General features: G+C 65.6%; 13 protein-coding genes. 2 read left to right on the plus strand and 11 right to left on the minus strand.

The genetic code is table 11. The features are described 5' to 3' along the window. The 8 genes from QA635_RS27260 to QA635_RS27295 form a co-directional block, all read right to left on the minus strand. A complete protein-coding gene (locus QA635_RS27260; protein ID WP_283062467.1) occupies positions 1–840 on the minus strand; it encodes an enoyl-CoA hydratase family protein in 840 nt (279 codons plus the stop codon). Positions 841–851: 11 nt separating this feature from the next. Further along, positions 852–1,631, minus strand: a complete 780-nt coding sequence (locus QA635_RS27265; protein WP_283062469.1) for an SDR family NAD(P)-dependent oxidoreductase — start codon at positions 1,629–1,631, stop codon at positions 852–854. Then, on the minus strand, positions 1,628–3,943 hold the full coding sequence (locus tag QA635_RS27270) for a bifunctional salicylyl-CoA 5-hydroxylase/oxidoreductase (protein ID WP_283062470.1): 2,316 nt from the start codon (positions 3,941–3,943) through the stop codon (positions 1,628–1,630). Before QA635_RS27270 ends, QA635_RS27265 begins: the two co-directional genes overlap by 4 nt. A gap of 350 nt (positions 3,944–4,293) precedes the next feature. After that, a complete protein-coding gene (locus QA635_RS27275; protein WP_283071837.1) occupies positions 4,294–5,829 on the minus strand; it encodes a sugar ABC transporter ATP-binding protein in 1,536 nt (511 codons plus the stop codon). A gap of 11 nt (positions 5,830–5,840) precedes the next feature. Beyond that, positions 5,841–6,962 (minus strand): SMP-30/gluconolactonase/LRE family protein, encoded by a 1,122-nt coding sequence (locus QA635_RS27280; protein WP_283062472.1) that lies wholly within the window; start codon positions 6,960–6,962, stop codon positions 5,841–5,843. Further along, positions 6,962–9,235 carry an ABC transporter permease gene (locus QA635_RS27285; RefSeq protein ID WP_341850390.1) on the minus strand — a complete coding sequence of 758 codons (2,274 nt, stop codon included), beginning with the start codon at positions 9,233–9,235 and terminating at the stop codon, positions 6,962–6,964. Before QA635_RS27285 ends, QA635_RS27280 begins: the two co-directional genes overlap by 1 nt. A gap of 208 nt (positions 9,236–9,443) precedes the next feature. Further along, positions 9,444–10,469 (minus strand): sugar ABC transporter substrate-binding protein, encoded by a 1,026-nt coding sequence (locus tag QA635_RS27290; protein WP_028331499.1) that lies wholly within the window; start codon positions 10,467–10,469, stop codon positions 9,444–9,446. 70 nt (positions 10,470–10,539) lie between these two features. Then, on the minus strand, positions 10,540–11,565 hold the full coding sequence (locus QA635_RS27295; protein ID WP_283062475.1) for an ABC transporter permease: 1,026 nt from the start codon (positions 11,563–11,565) through the stop codon (positions 10,540–10,542). Positions 11,566–11,656: 91 nt separating this feature from the next. Between QA635_RS27295 and QA635_RS27300 the strand changes: the two genes are divergently transcribed. Continuing rightward, entirely contained in the window at positions 11,657–12,649 is a 993-nt protein-coding gene (locus QA635_RS27300; protein ID WP_283062477.1) for a LysR family transcriptional regulator, read from the plus strand. Positions 12,650–12,654: 5 nt separating this feature from the next. On the opposite strand, the gene QA635_RS27305 is transcribed toward QA635_RS27300, so the two are convergent. From QA635_RS27305 to QA635_RS27315, 3 genes are read right to left on the minus strand one after another with little or no spacing between them, the layout of a single operon-like run. Beyond that, positions 12,655–13,182 (minus strand): VOC family protein, encoded by a 528-nt coding sequence (locus QA635_RS27305; protein WP_092079822.1) that lies wholly within the window; start codon positions 13,180–13,182, stop codon positions 12,655–12,657. Positions 13,183–13,198: 16 nt separating this feature from the next. Next, positions 13,199–14,062, minus strand: coding sequence for an SDR family NAD(P)-dependent oxidoreductase (locus tag QA635_RS27310; RefSeq protein ID WP_283062479.1), 864 nt, complete (start codon positions 14,060–14,062; stop codon positions 13,199–13,201). Between the two features lie 4 nt (positions 14,063–14,066). After that, complete coding sequence (locus QA635_RS27315; protein WP_283062481.1) at positions 14,067–14,624, minus strand: carboxymuconolactone decarboxylase family protein; 558 nt, start codon at positions 14,622–14,624, stop codon at positions 14,067–14,069. 218 nt (positions 14,625–14,842) lie between these two features. On the opposite strand from QA635_RS27315, the gene ilvD reads away from it, so the two are divergent. Further along, positions 14,843–16,687 carry a dihydroxy-acid dehydratase gene (ilvD, locus tag QA635_RS27320; protein WP_283062482.1) on the plus strand — a complete coding sequence of 615 codons (1,845 nt, stop codon included), beginning with the start codon at positions 14,843–14,845 and terminating at the stop codon, positions 16,685–16,687. Positions 16,688–16,706: the final 19 nt, after the last annotated feature.

Below are 16,706 nucleotides of genomic sequence, written 5' to 3' on the forward strand. Positions count from 1 at the left end.
TCAATTGCCCTCGAAGGCCGGTTTCTGCTTGGCGGCGAACGCCTCGAAGGCTCGGCGGAAATCGCCGGTGACCATGCAGATCGCCTGCGCCTGCGCTTCCGACTCGATCATCTCGTCGACGCCCATCGCCCATTCCTGGTTGAACATCGTTTTCGTCACGCCATGCGCGAACCACGGCCCATCCGCGAGCGAGCGCGCCAATTCTTGCGCGGCACCGGCGAGTTCCGCCGGCGGCACCAGACGGTTGTGGAAGCCCCACGCAAAACCTTCCTCGGCGCTCATCGCACGTCCCGTGTAGAGCAGATCGGCCGCATGGCCCTGCCCGATCACGCGCGGCAACAACCCGCACGCGCCCATATCGGCACCGGCAAGACCGACGCGGGTGAACAGGAACGCGGTCTTGGCCTGCGGCGTCGCCAACCGCAAATCGGACGCCAGCGCCAGCATCGCGCCGGCCCCGGCGCAGATGCCGTCGATCGCGGCGACGATGATCTGCGGGCATTTGCGCATCGCCCGCACGACCTCGCCGGTCATCCGCGTGAAGGCGAGCAGGTCCGGCATCGCCATCCGCGTCAGAGGCTCGATGATCTCGAACACGTCGCCGCCGGAGCAAAAATTGCCCTCGGCGCCGGTCAGCACGATGGCGCGGACATCGGCGGCGTATTTGAGATTGGTGAAGAGATCGCGCAGCTCCTCATAGGACTCGAAAGTCAGCGGGTTCTTCTTGTCCGGCCGGTTCAGCGTGATGGTGGCGACACGGCCGCTCACGTCGGCCTGCCAGCGGAAGTGCTTGGCGGGATAATCCTTGAACGGCCGGAGCTTTGCTTTCATCTCGGACATGACGTGTTCCTTCACCCGGTAAGGACTTCGCCGCCGGCGACCGCGACGGCTTGTCCGTTGATTGACGATGCGCCTTCGGAGGCAAGCCAGAGGACGGCGTCGGCGACCTCCTCGGGCGTCACCAGCCGCTGCATCGGATTGACCTTGGCAAGCGCGGCGCGCGCCTCCTGCTCGCTGCGGCCGGTCTTGGCGACGATGTTCGCGGCGGCATCCGCTACCAGCGGCGTATCGGTGTAGCCGGGGCAGACCGCATTCACGGTGACGCCGCGCCGCGCATATTCCAGCGCCAGCGAGCGCGTCAGGCCGATGACGCCGTGCTTGGCCGCGACATAGGCGGAGACGTAGGCATAGCCGGTGAGACCCGCGGTCGAGGCCACGTTGATCACCCGCCCGCGGCCGCGTTGCGCCATGCCGGGCAACACGGCATGCGTCACCAGGAACACGCTGGAGAGGTTGCTCGCCAGCATGTCGGCCCACAGCGCCGCGCCGGTCTTGTCGAACGGCGCGCTCGCGGCCTTGCCGGCATTGTTGACGAGAATATCGATCGGCCCCGCCTCAGCCTCGATCTGCGCGATACCTTTGGCGACCGCAGCTTCATCCGTCACGTCGATCGAAACCACGGCGCCAACCTGCTTGTCGAGCGATGCCGCCGTCGCCTTCAGCGCGTCGATCCGCCGTCCGGCGATGCTGACGCGCACGCCGGCTTTTGCCAGCGCGATCGCCGTCGCGGCGCCGATGCCGGACCCGGCACCGGTCACCAGCGCATGTGCGTTGGGCCAGAAGCGTGTCATGCCTTCACTCCCGCGGTTGCGCGTTCGAGATTGGCCTCATATTGCGACTTGCCCGACAGATACTGCTTCGGCCAGGCGATCTGCTTGACGCCGATCTTCGCGGCCTCATGCAGCGTCCAGGCCGGATCGGCGAGATGCGGACGCGCGATGGCGCAGAGATCGGCGCGGCCGGCGGCGATGATCGAGTTGGCGTGATCCGCCTCCGAGATCGCGCCGACCGCGATGGTGGCGATGCCGACCTCGTTGCGGATCTTGTCGGCGAACGGCGTCTGGTAGAGCCGGCCATAGATTGGATGGTCGTCGGCCCAGACCTGCCCCGAGGAGCAGTCGATCAGGTCGGCTCCCGCCTCCTTGAACAGCTTTGCGAAGACCAGCGCATCCTCGGGCGTGTTGCCGCCCTCGGCCCAGTCGTGACACGACAGGCGGACCGACATCGGCTTGTCCTCCGGCCACACCGCGCGGACGGCGCGGAACACCTCCAGCGGATAACGCGCGCGGTTCTCGATCGATCCGCCATAGGCGTCGGTGCGGCGGTTGGTCAGCGGCGAGAGGAAGCTCGACAGCAGATAGCCGTGCGCGCAGTGCAGCTCCAGGATATCGAAGCCGGCGGCCGCAGCGCGCCTGGCTGCGGCGACGAACTGCTCGCGCACCTCGTCCATCTCGGCGCGGCTCATCGGCTCCGGGATCTGGCCGTCCGGCAGATAAGGCACTGACGAAGCCGACACCAGCGGCCAGTTATGGTCCGGCAGCGCTTCGTCCATGCCTTCCCAGGCGACGCGCGTCGAGCCCTTGCGGCCGGCATGGCCGAGCTGGATGCCGATCCTGGCTTGCGAATTGTGATGCACGAAGTCGACGATGCGCTTGTAGGCCGCCGCCTGCGCGTCATTCCACAGGCCGCAGCAGCCGGGCGTGATCCGCGCCTCCGGCGAGACGCAGGTCATCTCGGTAAAGAGAAGGCCGGCGCCGCCGAGCGCGCGGGAGCCGAAATGCACCAAATGAAAGTCGGTCGGCACGCCCTCCTCCGCCGAATACATCGCCATCGGCGAGACGATGATCCGGTTGAGAAGCGACAGGCCGCGAATGCGGAACGGCGTCAGCATCGGCGGCGTGACGCGGTCGTTGGTCGCGGCCACACCGCTGCGCTCCGCGAACCAGCGCTCATAGCCCTCGAGCCAGGTCTTGTCGCGCAGCCGCAGGTTCTCGTGGCTGATGCGCTGCGAGCGGGTCAGCAGCGAATACATGAACTGTTCCGGCTCTAGCGTGTCGGCATAGCGCGAGCCGACCACCTCGAACCATTCCATCGCGTTGCGCGCGGCGTTCTGGATCCGCGCCACGTCGACGCGGCGCAGCTCCTCGTAAGCCTTGAGCACCGCGGGAATGCTGTCGCGCGTCGCGCCGTGGATCTTGAACTGGTTGGTGAGCTCGATCGCATCCTCCAGCGCGAGCTTGGTTCCCGAGCCAATCGCGAAATGCGCGGTATGGGCGGCGTCGCCCATCAGCACGACATGGCTGCTGCCGTTGAACGCGGTCCATTTGCCGCAGATCAGCCTAGGAAACGACAGCCAGGCCGAGCCGCGCAGATGCCGCGCGTTGGAGACCAGGTGATGCCCCTCGAGGATTTCCGCGAACACGTTCTCGCAGAACGCGATGGAGTCGTCCTGCTCCATCTTGTCGAGACCGTGGGCGAGATAGGCCTCCTCGGTGGTCTCGACGATGAAGGTCGCCGCGCCCTCCTCGAACTTGTAGATGTGCGCCTGGAACCAGCCGTGCTCCGTCTTGCGGAAGTCGAAGGTGAAGGCGTCGAACGGACGGTTGGTGCCGAGCCAGATATAGCGGTTCGGCCGCATCAGCATGTCGGGCTGGAAGGCCTCGATGTATTTGGTGCGGATCTTCGAATTGACGCCGTCGCACGCCACGATGAGATCGGCGTCGGGGAATTCGAGATCGGAATTCACCTCCCGCTCGAAGATCAATTCGACGCCGAGCTCCTCGGCGCGCGCCTGCAGGATGTTGAGCAGCCGCTTGCGGCCGATGCCGACGAAGCCGTGGCCGGTGGTGCGCATGCGCCGGCCCTTGATCAGGACCTCGATGTCGTCCCAATGGTTGAAGGCCTGCTCGATCGTGTCAGCGGTGACCGGATCCCATTTGCGCATGTTGTCCATGGTCGCATCCGAGAACACCACGCCGAAGCCGAAGGTGTCGTAGGGCCGGTTGCGCTCGACCACCGAAATGACGTGCGCGGGATCCAGCATCTTCATCAGGATGCCGAAATAAAGCCCGGCCGGCCCGCCTCCAATGCAAACGATACGCATGGCGTTCTCCCGTTGGCTTCGGCGGGTTGGGGGTGCGGACGAGGCGTGTTCCCCCTGGAGCCGACGGAGGATATTATTTTATACTTAAAATAATTGTCAAGGGAGTTGGCGCCCCACCCAACGCTGTCGTCCCGGCGCAGGCCGGGACCCATACGCCGCAGCAGATATTGTCGGCGGGACTCGTCGTTCCAGCGACGTACAACAATGACGATCTGTGGTTATGGGTCCCGGCCTGCGCCGGGACGACACTGAACTTGTTGCCGCTGATTTGCCCGTCGAAGGCGTGGCAAGACGGCGGATTGCGCTGCGCTAATCCGCCCTACGCCGACGACAGGCCGCGCCGCGCGCGCTCAATGCACCGCGGCGTACAGGATCTTGTCCTGCGTCGCGTCCGCCGCGTCGAACTCGGCGACGATGCGGCCGGTGCGGGCGACCAGGATGCGGTCGGACACCGCGAGGATCTCCGGCAGGTAGGACGAGATCACCACCACCGCCTTGCCCTCGTCGGCAAGGCGGCGGATTTCGCCGTGGATGTGCGGGATGGTGCCGACGTCGACGCCGCGCGTCGGCTCGTCGAAGATGATGATCGAGGGGTCCTGCACCAGCGTCTTGGCCAGCACCACCTTCTGCTGGTTGCCGCCGGACAGCTCGATGATCCTGGCCTTGCGCTGCAATGCGCTGATCTTCAGCCGATCGACCCAGTAGCTGGCGAGCTTGCTGCGCCGCGCGCGCGACAGCAGGAAGCTCCAGCCCTTTCCGGTGGCGAGGCTGCCGATATAGACGTTGTCGTCGACCACCATGGTCTCGAAGAAGCCGTTGGCCTTGCGGTCCTCGGTGATGTAGGCGATGCCGTCATTGATCGCCTGCCGCGGCACGCGGTAGCGGATCGGCTTGCCGCGCAGCCGGATGGTGCCGCCATTGACCAGATTGCGCTTCAGCGCGCCGTAGATGATCTTGGCGATCTCGGTGCGGCCGGAGCCGATCAGGCCGGCGATGCCGACCACCTCGCCGGCATAGACCGAGAACGACATGTTCTTGACCGCCATGCCCATGGTGACGTTCTCGACCGTCAGCACCTTCTCGCGGCGTTGATGGGTTTTCGCCTTGCCGCCATAGACCGCCTGCGCCACCTCGCGGCCGACCATATGCTGCACCAGCGCATCGCGGGTGAGCTGCCTGGCCGGCGCCGTGATCACCAGCTTGCCGTCGCGCAGCACGGTGATGCGGTCGGCGATCTGCAGCGACTCCTCCAGCGCATGCGAGATGTAGATGATCGAGACGCCGCGGGCGCGCAGGTCGCGCACCAGATGGAAGAAGTGGACGATCTCCTCCGGCGTCAGCGACGCGGTCGGTTCGTCGAAGATGATGATGCGCGCCTTGTTGTAGATCGCGCGCGCGATCTCTACCATCTGCTTCTTGGCGGTGCCGAGCAGCGCCACCGGCGTCGCCGGATCGACGTGGAAGTTGAGCGACTGCAACAGCTGCTGGGCCTGGATGTTCAGGGTGCGGAACCTCGTCAGCAGCTTTTCGTTGCCGAGCTCGATGTTCTGCGCGGCGGTCATGGTCGGTACCAGGCTGGTCTCCTGATAGACCATGCAGATGCCGGCATTGAGCGCGTCGCGCGGCTGCTCGAAACCGGTCGGCTTGCCGTCAAGCAGATAGTCGCCGGAGGTGAGCTGGATCGCGCCCGCGATCGCCTTGCAAAGCGTCGATTTGCCGGCGCCGTTCTCGCCGACCAGCGCATGCACCTCGCCGGGATAGAGGTCGAAATTGACGCCCTCGATGGCGTGGACGCCGCCATAGATTTTCGAGCCGTTGGTGATCCGCAACACCGGCTCGCGGGCTGCGGAGCTCTCTGCCGTCTTGGCGCCGGGGGCCGCCTGCATCACACCGTCATTCATCGCAGCTCTCCCGTAAAGCGCAGCAGGCGTCCGGCGCCGCGCGCCGCGATCACGACGCCCGAGGGCGTGGCGCAGGCGGCGGTGATGCCGTGGAAGCGGCCGCCGGCGCGGCTGTGCAGGCTGTCGGTCGCATCGCCCTCGGCGTCGAGATGCACCAGCAGACCGTAGGAGCGCGGCGGCGCCCACGGCTTCTGGATGCCGAGCGCCTTGACGCTGCCGATCTGCATCGGCTCGAGGCAATCGCTGCCGCCGGCGAGCGCCGGCGCGACCCAGTAATCCGGCGGCATCGTCGCCATCATCTCCTCGCGGAAATCGTCTTCCTTGAGCACGAACTCGATCAGATGGGTGCGGCGGGCGAAGATGCCGAGCAGCAGGCCGCCGTGGCCGTCCGGATGCAGCCGCGCCGGATAGCCCGGCATGTTGCCGGCGATCGTCTCGCGCGGACCCAGCCCGTTGCCGCCGAGTGCGAACCGGCTGAGGCGATGCGCCCAGCTTTCGGTGAGCCACAGGCTGTTGCCGTCGGCCGAAACACTCACGCCATAGGGATACGGCAGATCGCGCAGCAGCACCTGCGGATCATCGAGGCCGGCGCCGCAGCTGATGAGCCGGCCATCGGCGCGCTTCTCCATCAAATCGTGCCGCCATTCGCCTAGACGGCGACCGCTACTGCCTTCGACGGCATAGATGCGGCCATCGGGCGCCGCCGTCACCGACAGCAGCCCCGTGAGCGCGCTGCCGCCCACGGACTCCAGCCAGCGCGGATCGGGCTTCGCCGGATCGATCGCGGCAAGGCCCCTGCCCGCGACGCAGACCAGGAGACGGCCGTCCGGATGCAGCGCGAGCCCGCCGGCATCATCCTCGAACTCGGCGACGACCGTACGTGTCGACAAGTCATTGCCGCCGAGCTTGAGCACCCGGCGTCCGGCCGAGACATAGACCGTGCCGTCGCCGGCGGCGATCACGTCGTCGACGCCGGGCAACGGCTCGCCGATCGGGGTGGCGGTGTCGAGCCGGTCGTTCGAGCTCAGCGCACCGTCGAGCGGCGGGATCGCATTCTGGCCGCCGTCGCGGTCGATGACGCTGCGGATGTCGCGCAGCAGATGATCGAAAAATCCCATTACGTCGTCACCCTGCTCTTTGCGCCCCAATAGGCATCGTAGCCGGTCCAGCTGTCGTCGACGCCGTCGAGCTTGATGCGGCCGATCCGGTTGTTCTCGAGCCCGCCGAGATAGAGATAGCCCTGGTGCTCGCGCATCGAGGTCAACGTCGAATGCGAAATGCCGGTCGGATCCCACCAGGATTCCAGCGCCTCACCCTTTTCATTGAACTTCAGCACGCAGCCATGGTTGAGCGCCGGCGCCAGCCACTCGTCGGTCGGCACCTGCTTGACCATGCGCAGGCGGAAGCCGGGCTTTCGCGCGGCAAGGTCGAAGGTCGGCGTGCGGATGCCGACCAGCGCCAGCCAGTAGGTGCCGTCGGAGGCGCGGTTGATGTTGTCCGGGTTGCCCGGCAGCTCGTCCATCAGCACCTCGGTCTTGCCCTTGTTCGGCCCGTCGATCCAGTGCCGGAACACCTTGCACAGCGAGGTCGACGCGATCAGGATCGATTTGCCGTCATGCGAGACGCAGATCCCGTTCGGGAAATAGAAGTGGTTGATCACCGTGCGCGTGGTCTTGGTCGCCGGGTCGTAGCAGACCACGCGGCCGTTCGGCCGGCCCTCCAGGATGTCGAGGGTGTTGGTGGTCATCTCGTAGCGCGTGGTGCAGTCGCTGAAATAGATCTTGCCGTCGGGTGCGATGTCGAGGTCGTCGGCCATGCGCAGGCGGGAATCGTCGTTCAGCTTGTACCAGGTGCGGTTGGTCTCGTCGGTGACCTTGAAGATGCGGCCGTCGGGCGCGACGCCGTAGACGCCCATGCCGGCGACGGCGACGATCAGATTCTCGTCGCGGTCGAACTGCATGCCAAGCGGCCGGCCGCCGATATGGGCGAACACCTCGCGGGTTTCGAAGTTCGGCCCGGAGAAGCGGATCACGTTGCCGTCGCGGGTCGAGCCGTAGAGCCGGCCCTGGCGGTCGAGGATGACGTCCTCGGGTCCTTCGACCTGATCGACGCCGATCGCCTGCGCGTTGATCAGCCGGTCGTTCTGCGCATACGGCGACGTCGCGCCCGGCTGCACCGCGGGCGCCGAGGCGAGCGGCACGAAGGCCGGATTGACATAGATCTTCTGGATCGCCTTGCCGCGGTTCTTCGACCATTTGACGTCGATGCCGACGGCGGCGAGCAGGATCATGCCGGTCACCGCCGAGGTGACGTAGCCCGGGATGCCCATCCGCACGAGGCCGTTGATCAACAGAAAGATGATCAGCGCGCCGATCATCGCCCGCCACACCGTGCCCTTGCCGCCGGCGAGCGACACGCCGCCGAGCACGACGGCAGTCAGCGCCTGGAATTCCCACCCCACGCCGGTGGTGGAATCCGTCGAGGCCTGCCGCGCGGCGTAGAAGATGCCGCTCGCCGCGCACAGCGTTCCCGACAGTACATAGGTCATGAACAGCATCACGCGGACGCGGATGCCGGCGTGGCGCGCCGCCTTGCGGCTGGCGCCGATCGCGGTGAGATGCCAGCCATAGCGCGAGCGCGACAGGAAGATGTGGCAGATCAACAGCACCACGAACAGCGTCGCCGCATTGACGGGAATGCCGAGCACGCTGCCGCCGCCGATGAAGTCCCAGGCGTCGCTCTCGACCGAGTTGGTCGCGAACACCTGGGCGTAGCTGGTGTTGAGCAGGTTGACCGAGGCGCGCAGGATGATCAGCGTCACCAGCGTGGTCAGGAACGGCCGCGTCTTCAGGAAGCCGATCAGGAAGCCGTTGATGCTGCCGAGCAGCGCGCCGACCAGAAGCGTCGCCGGCACCGCGAGGCCGACCGGCCATTCGCGCACCAGCAGAAAATACAGTGCCGCGAAATTGCACAGCGCGAAGATCGCGCCGACCGAGAGGTCGATGCCGCCGGTGACGAGGCAGAACCCCATCGCCAGCGCGACGAAGCCGAATTCGGCGAACAGCCGCAGCAGCGACACCGAGTTCTGCACCGAGGCGTAGTCGGGAATGGTGAGCGCGAAGTACGTCCACAGCCCGATCATCACGGTGAAGGGAACCACCGGCTCGAACCACTGTTTCAGCAACAGCTCCGACAGCAGGAGCCGGGGTGAAAACCGCCGCACCGATGCGGCAAAGGAATCAACGGCCATCGACATCGCCAAAGCACCCTCTTGATTGAGCACGATCTTGCGGAAAACCGGCTTCCACTTTTCCGGATCGTGCTCGTGATTGAGCACGACCTTGCGGAAAACCGGCTTCCACTTTTCCGGATCGTGCTCGTGATCGCGCACGATCTTGCGGAGAGCCGGCTTGCACGTCCCGGATCATGCTCCTGGTCATGACGCGATCGGCCATCGCATCGCGACCTCGTCCCTTGATGAACACGCTCTCCGTGAACGCTGCGCGTCGGTCGGAGAAAAACCGGCTCCACCATGCCGGATCGTGCTCTTTGATACAGCCGGCGCGGGAATGCCCCCCGCGCCGGCTGTCCGCGCCTTGTTAATTTTTCTTGGGTAGCGCGAAGCAGTTGGCGCCCGAGGCGTTGGACTTATCCAGCCAGATCGGACGCGTGTAATAGACGAGATTGCGGCTGCCCGGCTTCTCACCCGACACCAGCAGGGTTTCGGCCGCGAACATCAGATCGTGGCCCTGCTCGGTCGCCTTGTAGCTCAAGAACTTGTAGAAATTGCCCGAATTGACCTGGTCGCAATCGAGCTGCGAGCCTTCACCGGAGGCGAACACCTTTACATCGTCGATCTTGCCGGCATTGCGGATCGCCTGCGCCGCGCCCGACTCCATGATGCCCCAGAACCCGATCGAGGCGCAGAGGTCGGGATGCTGCTGGATCACCGTCGCGGTGACGTTGAGCGCGGTGTTGGCGTCCCAGTTCGCGGCCTGGTTCGAGACCACCTTGATGTTCGGATCCTTGTTCAACACCTCCATGATGCCGCCGACCTGGTCGACGCTGGCGGCCGCGGTCAGTTCGCCCTGCACGATCTGGACCTTGCCCGACTTGCCGGAGCCGGTGCCGCAGGCCTTGACGGCCTCGTTCGCCAGCATCCTGCCGATCTCGCGCCAGTCGGCGCCGACAAAGGCGCCGGATTTGTAGTTCGAGGACATGTTGATCTGGATCACATGCGTGCCCTGGCTTTCGGCGCGCTTCAGATCCTTCATCAACAGCGTGACGCTCGGATTCTGCACGATCAGCACGTCGGGCTTCTGGTCGACCAGCGCGGTCAGGGCCTGCTGCATTGCCGAGGGGTTGTTGTTGGGATCGCGCACGACATATTTCATGCCGCGCCACTCGGCTTCCTCCTGCACCACCCGGCCCCATTCGTCGGACAGCGGCACGCCGAGCGCGATCGGCAGATAGGCGATCGTCTTGCCCTGCAACGCCTTGTCGTAGACGGCACGCAGCTCGCGCGCGGTCTTGGTGCCTTCCTCCTGCGCCGATGCCGCAAACGGCATCGCGGCCAGCGTCACGCCGGCCAGCAGGATCGTCCAGAATTTTGTCGTCGTCTTCATCGTCTCCCTCCACAAAGCAATTTCTTTTGATTGATTTATTTGGCGCGGCGGCCGGCTCGGTCGCCCTGTTTCAGTCGCCTTGCCGCGCGGTCTCCTCGTCGCGGGGGTGCAGCCAGTTGTCGAGCACGATGGCGGCCAGCAGCACCACGCCCTTGATGATGTTCTGCACCTCGCTGTTGACGTCCATGATGGTGAAGGCGTTGAGCAGCGTGCCGATCAGGATGCAGCCGACCACGACGCTGAACACGCTGCCGCGGCCGCCGATCAGGCTGATGCCGCCGATCACGACGACGAGCACGACATCGAAGATCATGGTGCCCTGGGTGATCGCCATCTGCATGCTGCCCGTGGTGCCGACCCAGACCAGGCCCGCAATCCAGGCGAGCAGTGCAACCAGCACGTGCTCGATCACGATCAGCGGCCGCAGCGCGACGCCGGTGAGCCGAGCGGCCTCCGGATTGTCGCCCTGCGAATAGATGAAGCGGCCGATCGAGGTGCGCGACAGGAACAAATGCATCGCGATTGCACAGGCCGCGAACACCAGGATCGGAACCGGGATGCCGAACAGCCGTCCGGCGCCGAGATACATCAGGCCCGGCGCATCCTTCGGCGCATAGACCACCCAGGCCGGCGCGATCCAGAAGGCGAGGCCATAGATCACGAAGCCGGCAGCCAGCGTCACGAACAGCGCCGGCGCCTCGACGAAGGCGACCATCACGCCGTTGACGACGCCGATCAGCACCGCGACCGCCAGCGCCAGCAGCACTGCCGTGAAAACAGGCATGCCGTTCTGCATGTAGATCAGCGCGATCGCCCAGGAACCCGCCATGATCGCGACCTCGGAGAGGTCGATGCCGCGGCTGATCACGATCAGCCCCATGCCGAGGCCGAGCACGCCGAGGATGGAAATACTCCGCAACAAATTCAGGAGATTGGAGACGGTGGCGAAGCCGTTCAGCGTCAGGCCGAACACGATCAGGAGCGCGATGGTGATCAGGAGCACGATCTGCTCCTGGCTCGGCTTCGCAAACATTGCGCCCAGGCGAGATGATGCCGCAGGGACAGCAACGCCGCGCGATGGCGATTGCACGCTCATCGTTTCCTCCAGGTATTATTTTGCTTGAGACTTTAAGAGTGCCGATTAGTATTCGTCAAATGCATTCGACGGATACGGATTGATCATTTCCATGCATGTACGCGACGTCGACCTGAACCTGTTCGTCGTGTTCGACGCGATCTATTCCGAGGGCGGCGTCAGCCGCGCCTGCTTCCGCCTCAACCTGACGCAGCCCGCGGTCAGCCATGCGCTGAGCCGGCTGCGCGCGATGTTCAACGATCCGCTGTTCGTGCGCCGCAACCACGTGATGACGCCGACCCCGCTGGCCCGGCAGATCATCACCACGGTGCGCCAGGCGCTCAACGGCCTCGAGACGACGCTGACCCACACCCACCGGTTCGATCCGGCGCAGACGCCGAAGCGGTTCGTGATCGGGCTGCGCAACAATCTCGAGGCACCGATGCTGAGCGCGCTGGTCAACCGGATCAGCACGGTGGCGCCGCTGGTCGAGATCGCCACCGTGCGCAGCGAGCGCAACAATCTCGAGCGCGAGCTTGCCGCCGGCACCCTCGACGTCGCGATCGATACGCTGTTGCCGCTGTCGGCGGAGGTGCGGCGCGAGCAGATCCTGACCGAGCATATCGCGGTGTTCGCGCGGCGCGGCCATCCCGAGCTCGGCAGCCGGCTCGACAAGAAGGCTTATTTACGCCTGGAGCATGTCTGCGTGACGTCGCGGCGCAGCGGGCTGTCGTTCGAGGATTTTCAGCTCCAGCGCCTCGGCCTGACCCGCACTGTTCGCCTGACCTGTCAGAATTTCGCAACCGCCTGCCACGTCGTGAGCCGCAGCAACATGCTGCTGACCGCCTCGGAGAGCGCCGCTTCCGTGCTGGAAGATCCCGGGCTGCTGCAGTGCTTCCCCTGCCCGTTCCCCATCAGTCCGCACGTCAATTATCTCTACTGGCACGCCACCGCCGAGGACGACACCACCAATCAATGGCTGCGCGAGCAGTTGCGCGCCGCCGCGGCGCTGCTGGCCGGCAGCCAGTTCGGCCGCAGGAACGGGCGCGCGAAGATGCGACCCCGCGTGGGATATCCGGCGCCGGCCAGCCTCGCCGCCGAATAGCCGCGTCAGCCCACCACGCGGATCGGGTCCGAGCCGTCCCAGGTCGCGGCCACGGTCCTGATCTTCTCGAAGAACCGCCCCTTCGATCCCGAGATGTCTGAGATCTCGATCACGGTGCCGGCATGGCCGGCGGTGTCGAAATAGGCGAAGCGTCCCTTGGGGCCGCCGATCTGGCCTTCATGACCGACCGTGAAGCCTGCCGCGACGGCGCGGTCATAGAGCGACTGGTAGTCCGTGCTCCAGTACGACATGTGCTGCAGGCCCTCGCCGTGGCGCGCCAGAAAATCCAGATACATCGACGGCGCGTCGTTGCGCTGTTGGATCAGCTCGATCTGCAGATCGCCGGAATTGGCCAGCGCGATCGACATCTCGACCGCGGAGTCCACGCCGCGATAGCGGAACCAATCGACCTTGACCGAGGGGATCAGGAAGAATGGCCCGACCCGCAGTGTCTCGGTCCAGAACTTCAGCGCCGCATCGATGTCGCGAACGACGTAGCCGTTCTGACAGACCTTGCCGAACAATGCACTCATGCGCCCTCCCCGCCGCTCACAAACCGCTGAGCCCGCTGTCGACCGCGAGCGTCTGCGCGGTGACATAGACGCTTTCATCCGACATGAAGAACAGCACGGCATAGGCGATCTCCCACGCCGTCGCCTGACGGCCGAACGGGATATGCCCCTTGCCGCGCGACGGCCGGCCCGCGCCGGCCTCGCGGCCGTTCGGGGTGTCGACCAGCCCGGGATAGACCAGATTCGCGCGGATGCCGCGCCGCGTGCCCGTGTGTGCGATGTTGCGCATCAGGCCGCCGAGCGCGGCCTTGGAGGAATCATAGACCGCCATCTGCGATCCCGCCTTCAGCGCCGCGATCGAGGAAATGAACACGATCGAGCCGCCGTCTTCGAATTTCGGCAAGGCGGCGCGGCAGCACAGCATCGGGCCGCGGACATTGACGTCGTAGATCCTGTTCCATTCCTCCGCGCTGACATTGTCGAGCCCGGTCTTGCCGAAGGTACCGATGTTCAGCACCATGCCGTCGAGCCCGCCCATCGTGCGATGCGCCTCGTCGATCATCCTGATGACGTCGGCTTCCATGGTGACATCGGCGGCGATCGCGAAAGCGCGGCCGCCGTCAGCAGCGATGCGCGCAACCGTGTCCTCGGCCGAGGCGCGGTTGAGGTCGGCGACCGCGACATGCGCGCCCTCGCGTGCGAACAGCAGGCTCATGGCGCGGCCGTTGCCGATCGGATCGGTGGCGGCATCGAACACCCGCTGGCCGCCGCCGACCACGAGGATGCGGCGGCCGTTGAGCCGCCCCCTGCCCGGCGCGGTGCCGGCCGATTCCGCGCTGAGCGGACGGACATAGCGCTCCGGCTTCGTGTCTTTATTGGCCTCTTGCGAAATCTCCGACATCTCGTCAATCCCGCTTCTTGCCGCCTTCGAACACGGCCATGCCGGCGGCCGGATCGAGATCGGTCTCGGTCGCCTCGGTCAGCCGCGCCATCATCATGTAGAAGCCGAGCGCGACGATCGCCTCGACGATCTCCTGATCGCTGAAATGCTCGCGCATGCCAGCGAAGGCGGCGTCGCCGACGCGGACCTTCTCGACCACCTCGCGGCCGAAGCCGAGCAGCGCGCGCTCGGCCGTGTTCAGCGCCGCATCGTCGTAGTTGCCGCGCTCGACGGCATCGATCTGCGCCTGGGCGACGCCGACGCCGAGCGCGATCGGCACGTGCTGGCGCCATTCATAGGCGCCGCCCTCGAGCTGCGCGGCTTGCAGGATCAGGAGCTCGCGGTTGACCGCCGACAGCTTCTGCTTGTGCAGGATCGAATTGCCGAGCCGCATCGCCGGGATCATATTGGCCTCGGCATGGGCCATCATGCGGAAGATGTTGAGCTTGACCGGCATGCGGTCGAATGAGGCGCGGATCTCTCCGCTCGTCGTCTCCGGATCAATCAGGGGCAGCCTTGCCACGCGTGTCTCTCCCTTTTTGCTTGTTCGTTATTCTTGCCGTCGGTGCGATCAGCTAATGCACCGGGCCGACCGAGATCAAGCCGACCGGCTCGACATTGCCCGAATTGCGGGGTTCAGCCATGCGGTTCCGCGCTTGAATCCGCATCCACGGGCAGGCATAAGGAGCGCCAACTCCCCTAAAAAATGCCCTTAGCCCAAGGATTTGAGAAGGATTTACGATGCCCGCCTATCGCTCCCGCACCACCACCCACGGCCGCAACATGGCGGGTGCACGCGGCCTCTGGCGCGCCACCGGCATGAAGAACGAGGATTTCGGCAAGCCGATCATCGCGGTGGTCAATTCCTTCACTCAGTTCGTGCCCGGCCACGTCCATCTGCAGAATCTCGGCCAGCTCGTGGCCCGCGAGATCGAGAAGGCCGGCGGCGTCGCCAAGGAGTTCAACACCATTGCGGTCGATGACGGCATCGCGATGGGTCATGACGGCATGTTGTACAGCCTGCCCTCGCGCGAGCTGATCGCCGACAGCGTCGAATACATGGTCAACGCGCATTGCGCCGACGCGATGGTCTGCATCTCCAACTGCGACAAGATCACGCCCGGCATGCTGATGGCGACGCTGCGGCTCAACATCCCGACCGTGTTCGTCTCGGGCGGACCGATGGAGTCAGGCAAGATCGTGCTCAAGGGCAAGAAGCGCGCGGTCGACCTGATCGACGCGATGGTCGCGGCCGCCGACTCCAACGTGTCGGACGAAGAGGTCGAGGTGATCGAGCGCTCGGCCTGCCCGACCTGCGGCTCCTGCTCCGGCATGTTCACCGCGAATTCGATGAACTGCCTGACCGAGGCGCTCGGCCTCGCGCTGCCCGGCAACGGCTCGGTGCTGGCGACGCATGCCGACCGCAAGAGCCTGTTCGTCGAAGCCGGCCATCTGATCGTCGACCTCGCCCGCCGCTACTACGAGCAGGACGACGCCAAGGTGCTGCCGCGCAATATCGCCAACTTCAAGTCGTTCGAGAACGCGATGACGCTCGATATCGCGATGGGCGGCTCGACCAACACCGTGCTGCATCTGCTCGCCGCCGCGCGCGAGGGCGAAGTGCCGTTCACGATGACCGATATCGACCGCCTGTCACGCAAGGTGCCGGTGCTCTGCAAGGTCGCGCCCTCGGTGCAGGACGTCCACATGGAGGACGTGCATCACGCCGGCGGCATCATGGCGATCCTCGGCGAGCTCGACCGCGCCAAGCTGCTCACGACCGACGGGCCGACCGTGCATGCCGCAACGCTGGACGATGCGCTGAACCGCTGGGACGTGGTGCGGACCACAAGCGACAAGGTGCGCAACTTCTATTGCGCCGCGCCGGGCGGCGTGCCGACCCAGGAAGCCTTCAGCCAGGACCGCCGCTTCGACGAGGTCGATCTCGATCGCGAAAAGGGCGTCATCCGCGACGCCGAGCATGCCTATTCCAAGGACGGCGGCCTCGCCGTGCTGTTCGGCAACCTCGCCGAGGACGGCTGCATCGTGAAGACCGCCGGCGTCGACCAGAGCATTCTGAAGTTCTCCGGCCCTGCCCGCATCTTCGAGAGCCAGGACGCATCGGTCGACGCCATCCTCACCAACAAGGTGAAGGCCGGCGACGTCGTGCTGATCCGCTATGAAGGTCCGCGCGGCGGCCCGGGCATGCAGGAAATGCTGTACCCGACCAGCTATCTGAAATCGAAGGGCCTCGGAAAGGCCTGTGCGCTGATCACCGACGGCCGCTTCTCCGGCGGATCGTCGGGCCTGTCGATCGGCCACGTCTCGCCGGAAGCCGCCGAAGGCGGCCTGATCGGCCTCGTCGAGGAAGGCGATATCATCGAGTTCGATATCCCGAACCGCAAGGTCAACCTCAAGGTCGACGATGCCGAGCTGAAGCGCCGTCGCGCAGCGATGGAAGCCAAGGGCAACGCGGCCTGGAAGCCGGCGGCGCCGCGCAAGCGCGCTGTCTCGACCGCGCTGAAGGCCTATGCGGCGTTCGCCAGCAGCGCTGCCAAGGGTGCGGTTCGCATCCTGCCGGAGTGATCGGGGCGAGCTGAACTCG

The sequence above is a fragment of the Bradyrhizobium brasilense genome, from assembly GCF_029714345.1.
Taxonomy (GTDB): Bacteria; Pseudomonadota; Alphaproteobacteria; order Rhizobiales; family Xanthobacteraceae; genus Bradyrhizobium; species Bradyrhizobium australafricanum.